General features: G+C 47.2%; 15 protein-coding genes. 9 read left to right on the top strand and 6 right to left on the bottom strand.

Annotation, left to right across the window (positions count from 1 at the left end; all coding sequences use genetic code 11):
- Positions 1-182: 182 nt before the first annotated feature.
- Positions 183-1,811, top strand: coding sequence for a phosphoenolpyruvate carboxykinase (ATP) (pckA, locus tag A8140_RS01190; protein ID WP_005529079.1), 1,629 nt, complete (start codon positions 183-185; stop codon positions 1,809-1,811).
- A gap of 160 nt (positions 1,812-1,971) precedes the next feature.
- A complete protein-coding gene (locus A8140_RS01185) occupies positions 1,972-4,047 on the top strand; it encodes an AsmA family protein (RefSeq protein ID WP_005529076.1) in 2,076 nt (691 codons plus the stop codon).
- 123 nt (positions 4,048-4,170) lie between these two features.
- On the opposite strand, the gene A8140_RS01180 is transcribed toward A8140_RS01185, so the two are convergent.
- From A8140_RS01180 to A8140_RS01170, 3 genes are all read right to left on the bottom strand, one after another.
- The gene (locus A8140_RS01180; protein ID WP_005529074.1) at positions 4,171-5,073 is read right to left on the bottom strand and encodes a bifunctional GNAT family N-acetyltransferase/hotdog fold thioesterase; all 903 of its coding nucleotides are present in this window, start codon (positions 5,071-5,073) and stop codon (positions 4,171-4,173) included.
- Positions 5,074-5,181: 108 nt separating this feature from the next.
- Positions 5,182-5,616: a D-aminoacyl-tRNA deacylase gene (gene dtd, locus A8140_RS01175; protein WP_005529072.1), complete on the bottom strand. Its 435-nt coding sequence runs from the start codon at positions 5,614-5,616 to the stop codon at positions 5,182-5,184.
- A complete protein-coding gene (locus A8140_RS01170; protein WP_005529070.1) occupies positions 5,588-6,532 on the bottom strand; it encodes a virulence factor BrkB family protein in 945 nt (314 codons plus the stop codon). The genes dtd and A8140_RS01170 overlap by 29 nt, the downstream gene beginning before the upstream one ends.
- A 35-nt stretch (positions 6,533-6,567) precedes the next feature.
- Here A8140_RS01170 and A8140_RS01165 point away from each other — a divergent pair, with 35 nt between their 5' ends.
- On the top strand, positions 6,568-7,209 hold the full coding sequence (locus tag A8140_RS01165; RefSeq protein WP_005529068.1) for a DUF2959 domain-containing protein: 642 nt from the start codon (positions 6,568-6,570) through the stop codon (positions 7,207-7,209).
- 89 nt (positions 7,210-7,298) lie between these two features.
- On the opposite strand, the gene A8140_RS01160 is transcribed toward A8140_RS01165, so the two are convergent.
- Both A8140_RS01160 and typA read right to left on the bottom strand, forming a co-directional pair.
- Complete coding sequence (locus A8140_RS01160) at positions 7,299-7,853, bottom strand: AAA family ATPase (RefSeq protein ID WP_005529066.1); 555 nt, start codon at positions 7,851-7,853, stop codon at positions 7,299-7,301.
- 75 nt (positions 7,854-7,928) lie between these two features.
- Positions 7,929-9,758 (bottom strand): translational GTPase TypA, encoded by a 1,830-nt coding sequence (typA, locus tag A8140_RS01155; RefSeq protein ID WP_005430066.1) that lies wholly within the window; start codon positions 9,756-9,758, stop codon positions 7,929-7,931.
- Between the two features lie 531 nt (positions 9,759-10,289).
- Between typA and glnA the strand changes: the two genes are divergently transcribed.
- The 6 genes from glnA (at position 10,290) to add (ending at position 18,933) form a co-directional block, all read left to right on the top strand.
- Positions 10,290-11,699 (top strand): glutamate--ammonia ligase, encoded by a 1,410-nt coding sequence (gene glnA, locus A8140_RS01145; RefSeq protein WP_005529054.1) that lies wholly within the window; start codon positions 10,290-10,292, stop codon positions 11,697-11,699.
- A gap of 197 nt (positions 11,700-11,896) precedes the next feature.
- Positions 11,897-12,478, top strand: a complete 582-nt coding sequence (locus tag A8140_RS01140) for a DUF4124 domain-containing protein (RefSeq protein ID WP_005529051.1) — start codon at positions 11,897-11,899, stop codon at positions 12,476-12,478.
- A 106-nt stretch (positions 12,479-12,584) separates the two neighbouring features.
- Entirely contained in the window at positions 12,585-13,655 is a 1,071-nt protein-coding gene (gene glnL, locus A8140_RS01135; RefSeq protein WP_032999909.1) for a nitrogen regulation protein NR(II), read from the top strand.
- Between the two features lie 59 nt (positions 13,656-13,714).
- On the top strand, positions 13,715-15,118 hold the full coding sequence (gene glnG / locus A8140_RS01130; RefSeq protein ID WP_005529046.1) for a nitrogen regulation protein NR(I): 1,404 nt from the start codon (positions 13,715-13,717) through the stop codon (positions 15,116-15,118).
- A gap of 112 nt (positions 15,119-15,230) precedes the next feature.
- On the top strand, positions 15,231-17,777 hold the full coding sequence (gene gepA / locus A8140_RS01125; RefSeq protein WP_005529044.1) for a phosphodiesterase GepA: 2,547 nt from the start codon (positions 15,231-15,233) through the stop codon (positions 17,775-17,777).
- A gap of 151 nt (positions 17,778-17,928) precedes the next feature.
- Entirely contained in the window at positions 17,929-18,933 is a 1,005-nt protein-coding gene (gene add / locus A8140_RS01120) for an adenosine deaminase (protein WP_005529043.1), read from the top strand.
- A gap of 67 nt (positions 18,934-19,000) precedes the next feature.
- Here add and hemN read toward each other — a convergent pair whose 3' ends face one another.
- A complete protein-coding gene (gene hemN, locus A8140_RS01115) occupies positions 19,001-20,392 on the bottom strand; it encodes an oxygen-independent coproporphyrinogen III oxidase (RefSeq protein ID WP_005529036.1) in 1,392 nt (463 codons plus the stop codon).
- Positions 20,393-20,554 lie beyond the last annotated feature (162 nt).

Below are 20,554 nucleotides of genomic sequence, written 5' to 3'. Positions count from 1 at the left end.
GTTTGCGCCCACGATAAACTATTCGCACCAATATGTGACGGGCCACCTAAAACCCACTTAAATCGTGGGTATTTTTTGAACTATATCCCTGTTTTATCCCCACCCCGTTGCTAGCATGGTGAGCAGATAAAAATTAAAACATTCTTACAAAATCCCTACAAAAATCCTTATAAGGAGCACCTATGACCGTTATGGAACATACAAAGGCTGCAACAATTGATCTGACCAAACACGGACTGCATAACGTTAAAGAGGTTGTTCGCAACCCAAGCTACGAAATGCTGTTTGAGGAAGAGACCCGTGCTGACCTAACAGGTTATGAACGTGGTGTGGTTACAGAACTCGGCGCGGTTGCCGTAGACACTGGTATCTTTACTGGTCGCTCACCAAAAGATAAGTACATTGTTAAAGATGCAACGACAGAAGAGCACATGTGGTGGACTTCTGACGCAGTGAAAAACGACAACAAACCAATCAACAAAGAAGTATGGGACGACCTAAAAGAGCTAGTGACCAACCAGCTTTCAGGTAAGCGTCTATTTGTGATTGACGGTTATTGTGGTGCAAACCCAGACACACGTTTGAGCATTCGAGTGATCACCGAAGTAGCGTGGCAGGCGCACTTCGTGAAAAACATGTTCATCCGCCCAACAGAAGAAGAGTTGGCGACGTTTGAACCTGACTTCGTGGTAATGAACGGCGCGAAGTGCACGAACGACAAGTGGGAAGAACACGGTCTGAACTCTGAAAACTTTACTGTGTTCAACCTAACAGAGCGCATGCAACTGATCGGCGGTACTTGGTACGGCGGCGAAATGAAGAAAGGCATGTTCGCAATGATGAACTACTTCCTTCCGCTGAAAGACATCGCATCGATGCACTGTAGTGCAAACATGGGCCAAGAAGGCGACGTAGCGGTTTTCTTCGGCCTGTCTGGCACAGGTAAAACTACCCTATCTACCGATCCTAAACGTGCACTGATTGGTGATGACGAGCACGGCTGGGACGACGACGGCGTATTCAACTTCGAAGGCGGCTGTTACGCGAAGACCATCAAACTATCGAAAGAAGCCGAGCCTGATATCTACAACGCAATCCGCCGCGATGCACTATTAGAAAACGTGACGGTTCGTAGCGATGGTTCTATCGACTTTGATGATGGCTCTAAGACAGAGAATACCCGCGTGTCTTACCCACTGTATCACATCGACAACATCGTGAAGCCAGTATCAAAAGGCGGTCACGCAAACAAAGTGATCTTCCTATCGGCTGATGCGTTCGGCGTGTTACCTCCGGTTTCAAAACTGACGCCTGAGCAAACTAAATACCACTTCCTGTCTGGCTTCACCGCTAAGCTAGCGGGTACAGAGCGTGGCATCACTGAGCCGACACCAACCTTCTCGGCGTGTTTTGGTGCAGCGTTCCTAACCCTACACCCAACTAAGTACGCTGAAGTGCTAGTGAAACGTATGGAAGCAGCAGGTTCAGAAGCTTACTTAGTGAACACGGGCTGGAATGGTAGCGGCAAACGTATCTCTATCCAAGATACACGCGGCATCATTGATGCAATCCTTGATGGTTCTATTGAAGATGCGAAAACCAAACACATTCCGATCTTCAACCTAGAAGTACCAACTTCACTGCCAGGCGTCGATCCAAACATCCTTGACCCACGTGATACCTACGTTGACCCTCTACAATGGGAAAGCAAAGCGAAAGACTTGGCAGAGCGCTTCATCAACAACTTTGATAAGTACACTGACAACGCAGAAGGTAAATCACTAGTGGCAGCAGGTCCTCAGCTGAATTAAGCCACTCACTAGACCTTAGTGACCTAGCTACAAAAACAATCTTCAAGCCCCTCTTTTGAGGGGCTTTTTATTGAATCCAGCCCAAGATTGATACAAGCTTAAGCCTATCTAAGTAATTCAATATTCACTTACTCCAATTTATGTATAGGTTTGGGCAGGGATGAAAACAGCAAGTCGAGTTCTACTTCTAATACTCATACTGGCGATCGCAGTTCCGGCCGTCTTTTTAGGCATGCTGACCACCTCGCATTCTCGCCAAACGTGGAATCTGTTTTCCGATTTAGTCGATTTGCCACTGCAAGCGGATAACGTTCAATACGAGTTTCCTTACCACCTCACACTCAATGGCGTGGCAACCAAACAACAAAATCTACCCTTCATTGAGCAAGTCGATCTCTGGCTGAACCCAGATGTTCGTCGCGATGGAAAATGGATTGTCGACAGCTTGCTGATTGATGGGTTGAGTCTACAGCAAGGTATGCCAACACTGCCGGCGCTGGGCAACGTTTACTTCCATCAAATCGCCTTGAAGAATATCGATTACGCCGATGATGCATTCAGCATTACGGGGGTAGATGTGCAAATCCAAGATCCAATATGGTCGAGCGACACTCAGCAAGTGCCATACGGTGAGATTCAGCTCTCTGCCGAACAATTGCATTGGAATGGCGAAGCCTTTGATAAATTACTCATCGACGTGGATTACAAAGCGCAAGACAGCACCCTTTACGGCGCCTCGTTTAACTGGCGTGGCAGCGAAGTATCGGGTCAAGGCGAACAATACCCACAAGGTTGGTCAATCATAAACATGACCGTCGATAAACTAAAAATCGACAACATACAGCTACAATCTTTGCTTGCTAAGCCTTGGCAGGCCCTGCCCGTTCATATCAGCCATATCAACAGTCTCGATCTGTTAAATGCAGATATCGAATATGGAGATTGGCATTGGCAAAACCTAGAGCTATCGCTAGAAAACGCCTCTTTACCGCTATCACTATGGGGGACAACAGCGCAGCTTTCTCTGCAAGCTGATAGCGTCAGTTTTCAAGATCAAACTGCGATTGAACCTCGCTTAAATGCCACGCTAAAGTCAGGTTCGATTCAACTGCAAGAACTGAGTTTGGATTGGCAACAAGGTCGTGTGCAGGTATCTGGTGAGTTTGAGCCTGAGCATTGGAAAATCAACAACGCGACTATCAGTGGATTGAAATGGGCGATCCAACCAGATGACAAGGTGGACTGGTGGCAAAAAGCCACGGAGAGGCTCCAGCAAGTCAATGTGAAGCAATTAGAGATTGAACGCAGCCAAGTTATCCAGTTATCCAAACAGCCTTACTGGCAGCTTTCTGGCTTGAATTTGGAAGGTGACCAGCTCGAAGTAAAGCACAACAACGGTCATTGGGGTATTTGGAGTGGCAAGCTTGATGCCAGCGTGGTAAACGCAAGTTACGACCAAGTCATCACATCACACGCTGCGATTGCGACACAAAGTGATGATGGATTCTGGCAACTAACGCGTTTTTTTGCTCCTTTAGAGCAAGGCTATGTTGAAGGCTTAGGTCAAATCGACCTCAGTACCACCAGCCAACCTTGGGCGCTTAGCCTTAATGCGGATGGAATCCCTCTGCAGTTGCTTCATCCCTACTTACCAACAGCACTCGCGGTCAATGGCTTCTCTGATTTAAGCCTCGATTTAAAAGGCTTGGCGGGTGATCAAAATATGCTTGCTTACAGCTTGTCGGGAGAAGTGGAAGCTAACCTACGCGATACCACCCTGAAGTCACAAGCGGATGATTCACTCAAGGCGGTCACCTTCAGCCCATTACGTTTACGTGCTCAGCGTGGTGAAGTAAAACTTCAACCAGTGACCATCTCAGGCAAGGCTGTTTCGGGTAACTTGTCAGGTGAATTTGATATGGCAAACAACCCGCTTTCTGGCGTGATTTATCAACTCAAAGACACGTGTGGAGTGATTAAAGGTGATGTGCTGAGTGGCGAAATCGAAACAAATGAGTGCCAACATAAGCCAAAACAGAAAGAGCAAACGGAGCCAGAACAAAGCGCCCCCGAACCAAGCAAGGTTACACGCATTGCGGCAATCAACTTAGAACAGCATGAAGAAGAGATAAGTGAAGAAGTGATGGAGGAGGAAGAGCCAACCGCAACATCACATTCCGAAGAGCAGCTTATCTCTGTCCGAGAAGTCTCAGTGAACAACGAGATTAACGAATAAGCGTCTCCAGAAGAACGTAATACACCAGAGACGAACCATTCAGTGACGGAACAAGGCGCATCAGCTAACCAAGATGCGCCACAAGAAACACCAGCCCCCCCTGCCCCACTAACAGCTAAGTAGTTAAGAGTAATTCGGCAACAGCATGTACGTGCCGACAAAATCAACCGCTGGTACGTCTCCACTGTAAATCACCACATGGATAACAATACGCGCTTTACGCCCTGATGCGAGCCTGTCCAAATCACCACTAATGCCATCGAGCGAGGTACTCGCTACTGGGTTCTGCTCGACCGGATGACGATAACGAATTGAACTGTCTGCTAATACGATGTCACCGTGCAAACCACGCTCTTTCATCAACAGCCACGTCATGCCCCACCCAGTCAGTGTCGCCAGAGTAAAAGCAGAGCCCGCAAACATGGTATTGTGTGGATTCAAGTTTGGGTTAAGCTGCGCGCTACACTCAAACTGGTAACCTGTGTATTGGTTGATTTTGATCCCCATTTTATCCGCGATCGGGATCTGCGCTTCCCAACGCTGTTGCAACTCGGTACACCAATCAGGGCGACGTAGCACATCCGCCATTGGGTCAAGCTGTTTAACCATTTGTTGGTGACGCACGGGACCACGTTCATCGGTAAGCTCACCGCGACGCTCAAAACCATTCTTCTCATAGAAGGCAATCGCGTCTTCACGGGCATTACACACCAGACGCTTCGCCCCTTCTTGCCGAGCTAACGACTCAAGCGCCACCAGCACTAATGAGCCCATGCCTTTGCTGCGACGGTTGTTCTTCACCGCCATATAGCGGATCTGGCCATCGTTATCTGGGGTAATGTACAACCGACCAATCGCCATCGGACGACCACGACTGTCGGTAATCATGCGGTGATGGCTCATGCCATCGTACTCATCACGCTCGGAACCTACAGGCATACGCCAAGGTTCGCGTAGCAACTGCCAACGAAATTGATAGTACTTGTTGAGCTGATTTTCTGTTTTTGGAGTTATGAGTTTGAACATATCAATCCTTTGAAAGCACAAATCAAATGAAAGCCTTAGGAGAAAATACCCAAGCAAATTCAATTTACTTGGGCTTAAAGCTTAGACCATGATGTTGTGGTTACCAGATTAGACCTGTAGCCAAAAAGTCACTGGACCGTCATTAATTAATGACAATTTCATATCCGCCGCGAAACGACCGCGTTGTGTTGGCAGTTCTTGCTCACACAAGTCCGAGAAGTAGTCATACAGACGTTCTGCATCCGCTGGATGCGCGCCGCGAGAAAAGCCTGCGCGAGTGCCCTTTTTGGTATCCGCTGGTAACGTAAATTGAGACACCACCAAAACCTGACCGTTCACTTGTTTGACGTTGAGGTTCATTTTGCCTTCATCGTCTTCAAACACACGATAAGTGGTTACGCGCTCCATCAAACGTTTTGCTTTTGCTTCATCATCGTCCTTCTCTACACCAAGTAGGACAAGTAGACCTTGGTCGATTTCACCGACAACTTCACCGTCTACACGAACGGCGGCTTCACTGACTCGTTGAATTAGCGCTATCACGACTCTCGCTTCCTTCATCTGTTAATTGTAATTCAGCGGTCGAGTGTATCATTTCTAAGTCGTCACTCCAGTGCTCTCTTTCACCCAGAGCGGCCGTGACTTCCGCACCAATAAGCACAATCAACCAGCACAAATACACCCACACAAACAGAATCGGAATCGCAGCAAGTGCGCCATAAATTAATTGGTAAGAAGGGAATTGAGTAATGTAGAAAGCAAAGCCCTTCTTACTCAATTCAAACAACACCGCAGCGATGGCTGCACCAATAGCGCCGTGAGACAGATAAACCTTCTTGTTTGGCACTAAGAAGTACAACCCCATGAATGCGAAGAATGACAGCAGCAGAGGCAGCCAGCGCAAAAACAGGTTATAAGCGCCCGACAAGGTTTCGTTTTCAATCAGCTTAAGCGATGTTACGTAAGAGGTTGCGGCAATACTCGCGCCGACCAGAATCGGACCAAGGGTCAACACCATCCAGTACATAGAAAATGAGAATACTGGGCGACGTTTGTCTTTCACTCGCCAAATGTAGTTTAAGTTTTTGTCGATGTTGGAAATCAGCATCAAGGCAGCAACAAACAAGAATGCACCACCCACGGCGGTCATCTTGCCTGTATTCGATACAAACTCTTGCAATGCGGTTCTTACCGCATCACCAGAAGCGGGGACGAAGTTATCAATGATATACCCTTGCAAGGTTTCGCCCACATTCTCAAATACCGGAAACTTCGACAATATCGACAGCAATACCGTCAACATCGGCACAATAGACAACAAAGTGATGTAAGCTAAATAGCCTGCGTTAACATTGACGCGATCGTGCGTCATGCGCTTGAGCAAATATTGGAAAAACGCGACGCTCCCCGGCACGAGCTTGCTCAATCTCACCTTGTAACTCTCTGATAACTGGTTCATAGTTCATCCCATAAATTAGCGTCGAGGACATAAGAATGCCTTATTTATTAGCAATTGTACTATCAATTTTCACTTTGACAGGATGTCAATCCGCATATTATTCAGCAATGGAGCAAGTGGGATACCACAAACGCGACATTATGGTTGACCGCGTGGAAGACGCCAAAGAGTCTCAACAAGATGCACAAGAAGAATTTACCAGTGCGCTAGAAGCCCTCTCGGCACTGACCAACTTTGATGGTGGTGAGCTAGAAAGCGTCTACAACAACATTAACGATAAATACGAAGACAGCGAAAAAGCGGCGCAAGATGTGCGCGACCGTATTGCTGCAATTGAAGATGTGTCGGATGCACTATTTGAAGAGTGGCAAGGTGAGCTAGACCTGTATACTAGCGCCAAACTGCGTCGCTCTAGCGAACAAAAGCTGCGTGAAACCAAAGCCTCTTACAAGAGTATGCTAAGCGCGATGAAGCGTGCAGAAGACAAGATGACGCCAGTGTTGAATACGCTGCGTGACAACACGCTTTACCTCAAGCATAACTTGAACGCGAGCGCGATCGGCTCACTGAAAGGCGAGTTCTCTAGCCTGGAGAAAGACATTCAATACGCAATTAAGCAAATGAATGCCGCGATTGCTGAATCAGACAAGTTCTTGCAACAGCTGAATCAAAAGTAATTCGATAAAGCCTCCTCCTCGTGAGGAGGTTTTGCTATCTGGCGACCAAACTCAGTTCTTCGCTAAGTGAGCTGAATACCTACCGACCTCTATTCACCTTTCTCCCCATCTCCCCCGACCACTAAGCCCATTACTTGGCGAACAAACGCAACACGCTTTTCGACACTACCCCATGGAACATCGATCACCTCATAGCCCAGCTCAGCATAGGTATCGACTAAGGTTTGATGGATTTGCAGGGCCTCTTCAAAACTGTGTGGACGCACATCATCTTGAACATAGATAGAGGCTTCAGGTCGACAAGTGAGCACCTTGCTCTGGTACCCAGCACTCTCGGTCAAGAAGGTTTGCTCAACAGGGCAGCCGCCCACTTTTAGGTATGCCAAGATGTCTGGGATAGCACGGTCAACGAAGGCGACCTCATGACTCAGTGCGTCTTGCTTTTGCTTACCCATCAACTCAAGGCATAAGTTAGCGAACTCAGGTAGGTTGGTCCAAGGCAAGACACCGTTATCCAGCTGGCTTTGCTGTTCAATCAAGGCGCGAGAGCCCTCAGCAAAGGTGGCATAGCCCAACCCACCTAACGCATTCAGTAAGGTGGTTTTACCCGCCCCAGGACCACCCGTAATCACGATTGGCTGCATAGCCTTATTCCTTTAGATACAAAAAGCCCCGAGCATGACTCGGGGCTTGTTCTTAATCGAATCCGTTACAGCAGATTATTTTGCTGAACGTGAAGCACGTTTACGATCGCTTTCCGTTAGGAATTTCTTACGGATACGGATGCTTTCCGGTGTTACTTCTACTAGTTCGTCATCATCGATGAACTCTAGTGCTTGCTCAAGAGTCATCTTGATTGGCGGAGTAAGAACCTGTGCGTCATCTGTACCAGATGCACGAACGTTAGTTAGCTGCTTACCTTTCAGTGCGTTTACTGTTAGGTCGTTATCGCGGCTGTGAATACCGATAACCATGCCTTCGTAAACTTCAACACCGTGACCGATGAATAGACGACCACGTTCTTGAAGGTTGAATAGTGCGTTAGTTAGCGCTTTACCCATTGCGTTAGCAATTAGTACACCGTTAACACGTTGACCGATGTTACCGCCTTTGTGTGGGCCGTAGTGGTCAAATGTATGGTATAGAAGACCAGAACCTGAAGTCAGTGTCATGAACTCAGTTTGGAAACCGATCAGACCACGTGATGGCATTTCGAAGTCCATACGTACACGGCCTTTACCATCTGGAGACATGTCTTTCAGCTCACCTTTACGTAGGCCGATGTTCTCCATGATGCCGCCTTGGTGCTCTTCCATAACGTCGATCGTTACAGTCTCGAACGGTTCCATTAGCTGACCATCTTCTTCTTTGATGATTACTTCTGGACGAGATACAGCAAGCTCAAAGCCTTCACGACGCATATTTTCGATCAGGATAGATAGGTGAAGTTCACCACGGCCTGATACGCGGAATTTGTCCGGATCGTCTGTTTGCTCAACACGTAGTGCAACGTTGTGTACCAGTTCCTTCTCTAGACGCTCAAGGATGTTACGTGAAGTTACGAACTTACCTTCTTTACCAGCGAATGGAGACGTGTTTACTTGGAACGTCATCGTTACTGTTGGTTCATCAACAGATAGCGGTGGTAATGCTTCAACTTGGTTTTGTGCACAGATAGTGTCAGAGATTTTTAGCTCGCCAAGACCAGTGATTGCAATGATATCACCTGCATTCGCTTGCTCAACTTCGTGACGCTCTAGGCCTAGGTAGCCCATTACTGTACCTACTTTACCGTTACGAGTCTTACCGTCAGCACCGATAACCGTTACTTGTTGGTTTGGCTTAACGCTACCACGAGTTACACGAGCAACACCGATAACACCAACGTAAGAGCTGTAATCTAGCTGAGAAACTTGCATCTGTAGAGGACCGTCTAGGTCAACTTGAGGTGCAGTTACTTCTTCAACGATAGTTTGGAACAGTGGTTCCATGTTCTCGCCAGTTTCGCCTTCTTCTAGCGCAGCCCAACCGTTAAGTGCTGACGCGTAAACAACTTTAAAGTCTAGCTGTTCGTCAGTTGCACCTAGGTTGTCGAATAGGTCGAATACTTGATCCATAACCCAATCAGGACGTGCACCAGGGCGGTCAATCTTGTTGATTACAACGATTGGCTTAAGGCCGTGAGCAAATGCTTTTTGCGTTACGAAACGCGTTTGTGGCATTGGGCCATCAACTGCGTCAACGATAAGTAGTACTGAATCTACCATCGACATGATACGTTCTACTTCACCACCGAAGTCCGCGTGTCCCGGAGTATCTACGATGTTGATGCGGTAGTCATTCCAGTTAATTGCTGTGTTTTTAGCAAGAATGGTGATGCCACGCTCTTTCTCAATGTCGTTCGAGTCCATGACTCGCTCTTCAGCTTCACCGCGAGACTCTAGCGTGCCTGATTGTTGTAGCAGCTTGTCAACCAACGTTGTTTTACCGTGGTCAACGTGCGCGATAATCGCGATATTTCTTAATTTATCAATCTGTGGAGTAGCCATGGATATTGATTCACTTAGATAGATGAAATGCCCCCATGCCGAGAACGGGTGCTCTCTGGCGACATTTGCTGATTAAAAAAACGGCCATAATGTACCAGATTTTAGCAAAAAGCCTAGAAATATGTGATCTACTCCTTAGCTTTTATAGCAAATTTACGCTTAGCGCCCACTTTCTCTCGCCCAGCGAATTGATTCAACGCAATTTTATTCCAATCGTTGCTTATCAGAAATTGACTCTTGCTCAAAAACTGGGCTAGATAAGCAACATGGTTGTCACATTGTGGTGCAATAATAAAAATATGCACCATTACAGTGCATACAAAGATCATTTTGGTGCAATCGTTTGCACCAAACTCGTATCTGAAAACATAATTCCTTGAAATTAATGGAATAATTTTTTTGGCACGGTTTTGGCTTTAGAGAAAACAGCATCGATTAATAAAATGTCAAATAAATTAATTAATGCTGGATTTAATCAATTTTTCATAAATCGAGCTTTTACCGCTTTATTAACACTGGAGGTTATCCAAGATGTCAGTAGAAAACGTTTTATCACTGATCCAAGAAAACGAAGTTAAGTTTGTTGACCTACGCTTCACTGATACAAAAGGTAAAGAGCAACACATCTCTATCCCTGCTCACCAAATCGACGCAGACTTCTTCGAAGAAGGTAAAATGTTCGATGGTTCATCAGTTGCTGGCTGGAAAGGCATTAACGAATCAGACATGGTTATGATGCCAGACGCATCTTCTGCAGTGCTTGACCCATTCACTGAAGATGCAACGCTAAACATCCGTTGTGACATCCTCGAGCCTGCAACAATGCAAGGCTACGACCGCGACCCTCGCTCTATCGCTAAGCGTGCTGAAGACTTCATGCGTTCTACTGGTATTGCAGATACTGTTCTTATAGGTCCTGAGCCAGAGTTCTTCCTATTTGACGACGTTAAGTTTGCGACTGACATGTCTGGTTCTTTCTTTAAGATTGACGACGTAGAAGCAGCGTGGAACACAGGCTCTGATTACGAAGAAGGTAACAAAGGTCACCGTCCAGGCGTTAAAGGTGGTTACTTCCCAGTAGCTCCAGTAGATTCATCTCAAGACATCCGTTCTGCTATGTGTCTAGTAATGGAAGAAATGGGCCTAGTTGTTGAAGCGCACCACCACGAAGTAGCAACTGCGGGTCAAAACGAAATCGCAACTCGCTTCAACACGCTAACAACGAAAGCTGACGAAATCCAAATCTACAAATACGTTGTACATAACGTTGCTCACGCGTTTGGTAAGACAGCGACATTTATGCCTAAGCCACTAGTTGGTGACAACGGTAGTGGTATGCACGTTCACCAATCTCTAGCAAAAGACGGTGTAAACCTATTCGCTGGTGACAAGTACGGCGGCCTATCTGAAACTGCACTTTACTACATCGGCGGTATCATCAAGCACGCTCGCGCAATCAACGCATTTGCTAACCCATCAACTAACTCGTACAAGCGTCTTGTACCAGGCTTCGAAGCGCCAGTTATGCTAGCTTACTCAGCACGTAACCGTTCTGCTTCTATCCGTATCCCAGTGGTACCAAGCCCTAAAGCGCGTCGTATCGAAGTTCGTTTTGGTGACCCAGCGGCTAACCCATACCTAGCGTTCGCAGCAATGCTAATGGCTGGTCTTGACGGTATTAAGAACAAGATCCACCCAGGCGAAGCGATGGATAAAGACCTTTACGACCTACCAGCTGAAGAAGCAGCAGAAATCCCAACTGTTGCATACTCACTGAAAGATGCTCTAGAAGAACTAGATGCTGACCGTGAGTTCCTAACAGCAGGCGGCGTATTCTCTGATGACTTCATCGATTCTTACATCGGTCTTAAGTCTCAAGATGTAGAGAAAGTAAACATGACAACTCACCCACTTGAGTTCGAACTTTACTACTCTGTATAAGGTCTCAACTGTGTAAAATGTAAACACAGAAACAAAATATTAGGCTCGCCTCGCAGGCGGGCCTTTTTTGTATTCGCTCGCCCTATATGGGCGTTTAACATGGAGGGAAAACTCAAATACGCTCAAACTCTTTTACTCGATAAGTCAAAGAGCTAAGCAATCCAAACGTGAAATCATCTATCAAAAGAAGGTGAGCAATGAAAGTTCAGCTTTTACCATCGCTATGCGTCTTAAGTGGCTTACTGATCGCCGCAACAGCCTCTGCTCAAGTCGCCTACACTTGGGTCGATAAAGACGGCGTTGTGCATTTTAGCGATACTCCAAACCAAGGCGCAAAAGCCATTTCGCTACCTAATCTAGAATCCAGTGCGCCAGCACCAAAAGTAGAAAGCACGGAGTCTCTGGCACCACAAGCAAAAACGACATCAGAGCCCACAACAGATGAGCAAACAAAGGCAGAAAAGCCACTGCCTCTTTCCCTTTCTATGCTCACGCCACAGCATGATGAAACCATTCGCAGCAACTCTGGCGCTATCAACATCCAACTCGAAGCCAACCGTAAATTGGGGATTGGCGAGCAGTTGCAACTCTTCCTTGATGGTAAGCCATATGGGGCGCCACAAAGCCGTTTAACTTGGCAATTGAAGAACATCGATCGTGGTACACACACCCTCGCGGTACAAGCCAAAAGAAGCGGCAAGCTTATTGCATCTACTAGCCCTATAACGGTGCATTTACATAGAGCGAGTATCAAGCCGACCATTAAAGGGGCAAAGTAGAATATTAAGTGAAAAAAACCGCACTCTGATGGCGCTTTTCACTTTTTCTTCTTAGGTTTATTCGCCATACTTACGTTCTATTGCACCAATATAGTGCAGTGCACAAATACAACGCAAGCAAGGACGTAATGTGGATACCAGTCTCTCCAGTGCCATTCTCAACAACATGGTGACAGCAACGCTGATTCTCGATGATGGATTAGCCGTTCGCTACGCCAACCCTGCGGCTGAGTTATTGTTCTCACAAAGCGCCAAGCGTATTGTCGAGCAGTCGTTGTCTCAGCTGATTCAGCATGCGTCATTGGATCTTGCGCTGCTCACTCAGCCATTGCAGAGCGGACAAAGTATCACTGACAGTGACGTGACCTTTGTGGTTGATGGCCGCCCTTTGATGCTGGAAGTGACTGTCAGCCCGATCACATGGCAGAAGCAGTTAATGCTGCTGGTTGAGATGCGCAAAATTGATCAGCAACGCCGACTCACTCAAGAGCTTAACCAACATGCCCAACAACAGGCGGCGAAGCTTTTAGTGCGTGGTTTGGCGCATGAAATTAAAAACCCACTTGGCGGTTTACGCGGCGCAGCACAGTTACTGGAGAAAATGCTGCCCGATCCTTCTTTGACGGAATACACCCACATCATTATTGAACAAGCCGACCGCTTGAGGGCACTCGTCGATCGCTTGCTAGGGCCTCAAAAACCGGGCAAAAAGACCCAAGAGAACCTACACCAAGTGCTTGAAAAGGTGCGTCAATTGGTGGAATTAGAATCTCAGCATTCGGTTGTGATTGAGCGTGATTACGACCCGAGCTTGCCGGAGATCTTGATGGACGCTGACCAAATCGAGCAGGCGATGCTCAACATTGTTAGCAATGCGGCGCAAATCCTCTCTCACCAAGAGCATGGCGAAATCACCATACGCACCAGAACGGTGCATCAAGCCAATATTCATGGTCAGCGTTGCAGACTCGCGGCTCGCGTCGAGATCACCGATAACGGTCCAGGCATTCCACCCGAGTTACAAGACACGCTTTTCTACCCGATGGTCAGTGGCCGTGAGGGCGGAACGGGACTTGGCTTGTCTATTTCACAAAATTTGATCGACCAGCACAACGGCAAGATTGATGTCGAGAGCTGGCCAGGTCACACCACTTTTACAATTTATTTGCCAATCTGACTTGATTAAATGGCTTTTCGATTAGTCAGTTTTAGGCTTTTGCTGCAAGGATTTATTACATGAGTAAAGGATATGTTTGGGTCGTCGATGACGACAGTTCGATTCGCTGGGTAATGGAGAAAACCCTCTCCTCTACCAACATCAAATGCGAAACCTATGCGGATGGTGAAAGCGTGTTAATGGCGCTAGAGCGCGAAGTACCAGACGTTTTGGTTTCAGACATTCGCATGCCGGGTATCGATGGCTTAGAGCTACTCAAACAAGTTCAACGTGATTACCCAGACCTACCCGTGATCATCATGACAGCACATTCCGATTTGGATGCGGCGGTGAACGCTTACCAAAAAGGTGCTTTTGAATATTTGCCTAAGCCGTTTGATATTGATGAAACACTAACGCTGGTAGAGCGTGCGATAGCCCATAGCCAAGAGAATAAGCGTGAGCAACTTCTGCCGGACGACATCCCAACCGATACGCCTGAAATCATTGGTGAAGCACCAGCGATGCAAGAAGTGTTTCGCGCCATCGGTCGCTTATCGCGTTCTTCTATTTCCGTTCTAATCAACGGTGAGTCTGGTACCGGTAAAGAGTTAGTTGCTCATGCCTTACACCGCCACAGCCCGCGCGCCAACAAACCTTTTATTGCCCTCAATATGGCTGCAATCCCGAAAGACTTGATTGAATCGGAACTGTTTGGTCATGAGAAGGGGGCGTTTACTGGTGCGAATAGCGTCCGTCAAGGTCGTTTTGAGCAGGCCAATGGTGGCACCCTGTTTTTGGACGAAATCGGTGACATGCCGCTAGACATCCAAACTCGTTTGCTACGTGTTTTGGCGGACGGTCAGTTCTACCGCGTCGGCGGCCACTCTCCAATTCGTGTCGACGTACGTATTGTTGCAGCCACCCACCAAAACCTTGAAAAATTGGTTCACGAAGGCGATTTCCGTGAGGATTTATTCCACCGCTTGAATGTCATTCGTGTTCAGATCCCTGCACTAAGAGAGCGTAAGCAAGACATAGAGAAGCTGACACAACACTTCCTCGTTCGAGCGGCGGATGAACTCGGTGTTGAAACCAAAACCCTGCACCCCTCTTCGGTGGAGATTTTGAACCGCCTTGACTGGCCAGGTAACGTGCGTCAATTGGAAAACATCTGTCGTTGGCTGACCGTTATGGCAAGCGGCAGTGAAGTCTTGCCAAGTGATTTACCCGCAGAGTTGCTGGAAGAGAAGAAAATCGCCACGGAAGCCACCAGCGGCAGCTGGCAAGATCAATTAGCAGATTGGGCTCGCCAAGCGTTAGAAGCTGGAGATAAAGAGCTGCTTTCCTACGCATTACCTGAGTTTGAACGCATTTTATTGGAAGCTGCGTTAGAGCACACTAAAGGTCACAAGCAAGATGCCGCTAAAGTACTAGGATGGGGACGCAATACCCTAACCCGAAAATTGAAAGAATTGTACTGATCCCGAACGGATACGAGTTTGGCTAATGGTTATCAAGCGCACAATTTTTCCCTCGCTTGATAACCTAAGTGTCAGTAAAATTATGGTACGACACCTCTTATGTGACTAGGCAATGTCAAACGCGACGACTCAAATTACACTACGTACTGCTGTTCTCATCCCTTTCGTGATGATTTTTCTGCTGGCTATCGGTGTGATTGTCTATGTCCAAAAACAGAGCTATGAGGAAGTTGTCACCGACATCAGTGATAAGCAACTTTCAGTATTGACCGAAAGTGTTCACGACCACCTTAATGACTACCTGCGTAAACCTTTCACCGCAGTCAATGCGCTGGGGCACAACGTTAGCTACCACAACTTATATCATCCTAACGACACCAAAGATATCCAAGCTTATTTGTTGAGTGCATTTAAAGATTTGTACCACTCAATACCGCAGCTGGATGTGATTGCATTTGGATCTGAATCCGGTGACTTTACCGGCTTCCGACGCGAAGCGGGTGACAGCTACACGCTGATGGTTCAAGACCATCGTACTGATGGTAATTTGGTTATTTACGGCAGTGAAGACGTCAGTGATGATATTCGTACTGTGATTGCTCCGTACGACCCTCGCACCCGCCCTTGGTATCAGCCCGTCGCTCAAGACCACAGAGCCCGTTGGTCACCGATTTACGCCAATGCCGATGAGCGCCAAGACATAACCCTTTCGGCCATGACTCCCATTTACGAGCTGGGTGAGTTTGCAGGAGTCCTCGTTACCGACATTCGCATCAACACCTTTAACTTGTTCTTACAAGATCTCAAGCGAGATACCAGCGCATCCGTTTACATCATGGATCAGGAACACCGCTTAGTGGCGCATTCAGGGCAAGGCAGTGTGATTTCTTGGGGAACGAAGTTCTCAGAAAAGGGACAGCGTTTACTGGCTTCGGAAAGTGCAGATCCTATCATCCAAATGAGTGCGTCTCGCCTAATGGGCCAAGACCTCAGCCACAGCGACAAACCTTACACATTCGAGTTCGACTTCAACGGTCAACGCACCTTTAGCCGTATCACACCATATCATGACGCCAATGGCTTAACTTGGTTTATTGGCACTTCGGTTTCTGAAACCGATCTACTCGGCAACCTGCCCAATAGCCAACAGAAAAGTTGGATGGTCGGTGCCTTGGTGAGCTTATTTGGTATTGGGATTAGCCTACTGATATTCAATCGCGTTACTCGCCCTATCAATGCCACGGCAACAGCGGCGCAGCACTTAGCCAAAGGGGATTGGGATAGCACCATGCCTAAGCCGGGCTACGTGTACGAGACTACCGCCCTGGTACAAGCCTTTAATGAAATGAAGGGGAATCTAAAAGCCTCATTTAAAGCGCTACGTGAACAGCTTGAATTTGATTCTCTTACGCGCTTATACAGTCGCCAAGGTTTGATAGAAGTGAGCGAAACGTTGACTCATTCAGGCCAAGGTAGTTTGTATCTTATTGGGATCAACAAATTTAGGGATATCAACGACAGTATCGGCCATCACAATGGCGATCAGTTGCTGATTCATATTGCCGAGCGACTCAAACAGCAACTTCATGATGAAGCGACACTCGCTCGAATTGGTGGTGATGAATTTGCGGTATTCATGCCAACGACACACTCAGATGAAGACATCAGTTTAATGGAGCGACGCCTACAACAGCTGCTGGCAGCCCCATTCATGCTTGATGGTGAAACCGTTATCGTCAAAATTTCTGTTGGTGTCGTTCGCACACAACCAGAGCAAACCATGTCGTTATGGCTGCGTAACGCTAGTATTGCGCTCAGCTATGCCAAACAAGATTCCCGTACCAGCGTTTGCCATTACAGCCCTGAAATGGCGAGTGCTTCTAAGTTCAGAACTCAGATGCTGGCGAAAATCCAGACGGGTATTGATAACCGAGAGTTTGTGCCTTTCTATCAGCCGATCATTGACCTTGCGACGGGGAACATTTGTGGCGCGGAGGCATTGGCTCGCTGGCACAGTGAATCAGGCATGGTTTCACCACTCGACTTCATCCCTATCGCAGAAGAAAGCGGCATGATCAAAACCATTGGTCAACAAATCCTTTTCCAAGCTTGTAGTGACACTCGTAAAGCCATCGATAATAAGCAATGGCCTGAAGACTTCCAGCTACACGTCAATGTGTCCGTTCATCAGTTATCGAGCCCTAACTTCGTCGAATCTGTCGCGAAAATACTGCTTAAAACAGGTCTATCGGCAACTAACGTAACATTAGAGATCACCGAGTCGCGTATCATTGATAGCGCACCAACCACGCTAGATAACTTAATCAAGCTCAGAGAGATGGGGTTGGGTATTGGAATTGACGATTTCGGTACGGGTTACTCGTCACTCGCCTACTTGCATGCTCTGCCATTCACCTGCTTGAAGATAGATCGCACCTTCATTAACCGTCTGACCAAAGAGAATCTCGACAGCTCAGTGGTAGCGGCGATCATCAATATCACGAAAGGTATGAAAGCGAATGTGGTCGCGGAAGGAGTAGAAACCGCAGTACAAGCACAACTGCTCCGTTCACTTGGCTGTGACCAAGTTCAAGGCTTCTACTATAGCCGCCCGATGGCGATGGAAGAATGGCCAACACATTTGGTTAACATGAAGTAGAAAACAGCTGAAATCGTTGATTTCCTAGTCATCGTCTACTGACAATCTACCTAATTGTTATTTATACTTAACTGCAAATCTTCCCCATGTATTGTCATTGATAATGTTTGGGCTGAGTTCCTGTTCACAACAAACAACCCGGATCGACATAATGATAACTAAGAATCTTCCCCTAACTGATTTGCACCGTCACCTTGACGGCAACATTCGCACTAAGACTATTCTTGAGCTTGGCCAGCAATTTGGTATTGCTCTACCAGCTTACGATATCGAGTCGCTAACACCACACGTTCAAATTGTTGAAGCTGAGCCATCTCTTGTTGCTTTCCTTTCTAAGCTTGATTGGGGCGTGGCAGTGTTGGGCGATCTAGACGCATGTCGCCGCGTAGCTTACGAAAACGTAGAAGACGCACTTAACGCACAAATCGACTACGCTGAACTTCGCTTCTCACCTTACTACATGGCAATGAAACACAAATTACCTGTAGCAGGTGTGGTAGAAGCTGTGGTTGATGGCGTACAAGCGGGTATGCGTGATTTCGGCATCAAGGCAAACCTAATCGGTATCATGAGCCGTACTTTCGGTACTGACGCTTGTCAGCAAGAGCTGGATGCGATTCTTAGTCAGAAGGACCATATGGTTGCCGTTGACCTAGCTGGTGATGAACTTGGTCAACCGGGTGATCGTTTTGTGTCTCACTTCAAACAAGTTCGCGACGCAGGCCTGAACGTGACCGTACACGCTGGTGAAGCGGCGGGTGCAGAGAGCATGTGGCAAGCAATTCAAGAGCTTGGTGCAACACGTATCGGCCACGGTGTGAAAGCAATCCACGATCCTAAACTGATGGACTACCTTGCAGAAAACCGCATTGGTATTGAATCGTGCCTAACATCAAACTTCCAAACTAGTACGGTTGAGTCACTAGCAAACCACCCTCTGAAGCAATTCCTAGAGCACGGTGTGCTAGCGTGTCTAAACACGGACGATCCTGCGGTTGAAGGTATTGAACTGCCATACGAATACGAAGTGGCGGCACCAGCAGCAGGCCTGACTCAAGAGCAAATTCGCCAAGCGCAAATCAACGGTCTAGACATCGCTTTCCTATCAGATGCAGAGAAAACTGAACTGAAAGAAAAAGTGAAAGATCGCGTATAATTGCCGCGAAAGGTATAAAAAATGCCAGCAGATGCTGGCATTTTTTGTATCCGAAATCTGTAAGAGATTAAATCACGCGAGAGAATTGTTGCTGACGCGCTTTCGCTCGTAGGTACTTATCAAAGCACATACAGATATTACGAATCAGAAGGCGGCCACGCAGTGTTACGCGAATTTCATTGTCATCCACTTCCACCAATTCATCATTGATGAAGGTTTGCAGTAGACCTAAATCTTCTTTGAAATATTGCTCGAACTTCACGCCGAACTCAGACTCAATCGACTTCTTATCCAGCTTGAAGTTACAGATAAGCTGTTTGATCACTTCACGGCGCAATAAGTCATCCGCATCCAGTGACACACCTTTCCACAGCGCGTGGCGAGATTCATTCACCTGTGCGTAATACTTCTTCAATTCTTTCTGGTTTTGCGCGTACGCATCACCAATCATTGAAATCGCCGAAACACCAAAGCCAACCAAGTCGCATTCACCTTGCGTGGTGTAGCCTTGGAAGTTGCGGTGCAAAATGCCTTCACGCTGAGCCACAGCAAGCTCATCATCCGGCATCGCAAAGTGGTCCATACCGATAAACTGGTAACCAGCACCTGTTAGCGTTGCGATGGTATCTTGCAGAATCGCCATCTTCTCTTCCGCTTTTGGCAGATCTTCATCTTTAATCTTACGCTGCGCAGCAAACAGTTGTGGCATGTGCGCGTAGTTAAACACCGATAAACGACCCGGCTGCATTTCTAGCACTTGCTCTAGTGTCTTCGCAAAAGATGCCTTGGTTTGCTTCGGCAAGCCGTAAATCAAATCAAGGTTAGTAGAGCGGAAGCCAAGCTCTTTTGCACGAGCTACCATCGCAAAGATAAATTCTTCATCTTGCTCACGGTTCACAAGCTGCTGAACTTCTTTGTTGAAGTCCTGAACACCAATACTTAGGCGGTTAAAGCCTTCACTGCGTAGGTGATCCAGCATAGTGAGCTCAATCTCACGTGGATCAACTTCAATACTGATTTCCGCATCGGCACTGAAAGTGAACTCTTGGCGCAACAAGTCCATCACACGCGTAATCTGCTTCTCAGATAGGAAAGTTGGTGTACCACCACCAAAATGCAATTGAGTCACTTGGCGTTCACCCAATAGTGACGCGCGTTGGCGGATCTCGTGCTCAAGTACATCCAAATATTCGTCAGCTTTGTGCGAATGGCGAGTAATCACTTTATTACAGCCACAGTAGTAGCAAAGCTTATGACAGAACGGAATGTGAACGTACAGAGATAACGGACGATCTGGGTACTGAGTGCATGCCATATCGTAGTCCGAAATGGTAAACGCTTCATGAAACTCCAGTGCTGTCGGGTACGACGTGTAACGCGGACCGGAATAGTTGTACTTATCCAATACCGCTTGATCCCAGACGATTTGCTGTTTCGATTCAGTATGTTGATTCGACATGGTGGTACTTTCCGTAAAATGCGAGGGAGACGAAAGCCGTCCCCCAATATTCAGAAACCGTTATTCTGCCATACGACGATGACAACTACGGCAGCCACAGGCGGCTTTTTAAGTATAAAACTAAAGAAGTGCTAGCGTGATCACGATACCCCTAATAGTTAT

Source organism: Vibrio campbellii CAIM 519 = NBRC 15631 = ATCC 25920 (assembly GCF_002163755.1).
GTDB lineage: Bacteria > Pseudomonadota > Gammaproteobacteria > Enterobacterales > Vibrionaceae > Vibrio > Vibrio campbellii.
This window is presented reverse-complemented; position numbering and strand designations above follow the sequence as displayed.

What these genes read in the sequence shown, in the direction of transcription:
- pckA (WP_005529079.1), top strand. Translation starts at nt 183, where the DNA reads ATGACCGTTATGGAACATACAAAGGCTGCAACAATTGATCTGACCAAA.
- A8140_RS01185 (WP_005529076.1), top strand. Translation starts at nt 1,972, where the DNA reads ATGAAAACAGCAAGTCGAGTTCTACTTCTAATACTCATACTGGCGATC.
- A8140_RS01180 (WP_005529074.1), bottom strand. Translation starts at nt 5,073, where the DNA reads ATGTTCAAACTCATAACTCCAAAAACAGAAAATCAGCTCAACAAGTAC.
- A8140_RS01170 (WP_005529070.1), bottom strand. Translation starts at nt 6,532, where the DNA reads ATGAACCAGTTATCAGAGAGTTACAAGGTGAGATTGAGCAAGCTCGTG.
- A8140_RS01165 (WP_005529068.1), top strand. Translation starts at nt 6,568, where the DNA reads ATGCCTTATTTATTAGCAATTGTACTATCAATTTTCACTTTGACAGGA.
- A8140_RS01160 (WP_005529066.1), bottom strand. Translation starts at nt 7,853, where the DNA reads ATGCAGCCAATCGTGATTACGGGTGGTCCTGGGGCGGGTAAAACCACC.
- typA (WP_005430066.1), bottom strand. Translation starts at nt 9,758, where the DNA reads ATGGCTACTCCACAGATTGATAAATTAAGAAATATCGCGATTATCGCG.
- glnA (WP_005529054.1), top strand. Translation starts at nt 10,290, where the DNA reads ATGTCAGTAGAAAACGTTTTATCACTGATCCAAGAAAACGAAGTTAAG.
- A8140_RS01140 (WP_005529051.1), top strand. Translation starts at nt 11,897, where the DNA reads ATGAAAGTTCAGCTTTTACCATCGCTATGCGTCTTAAGTGGCTTACTG.
- glnG (WP_005529046.1), top strand. Translation starts at nt 13,715, where the DNA reads ATGAGTAAAGGATATGTTTGGGTCGTCGATGACGACAGTTCGATTCGC.
- gepA (WP_005529044.1), top strand. Translation starts at nt 15,231, where the DNA reads ATGTCAAACGCGACGACTCAAATTACACTACGTACTGCTGTTCTCATC.
- add (WP_005529043.1), top strand. Translation starts at nt 17,929, where the DNA reads ATGATAACTAAGAATCTTCCCCTAACTGATTTGCACCGTCACCTTGAC.
- hemN (WP_005529036.1), bottom strand. Translation starts at nt 20,392, where the DNA reads ATGTCGAATCAACATACTGAATCGAAACAGCAAATCGTCTGGGATCAA.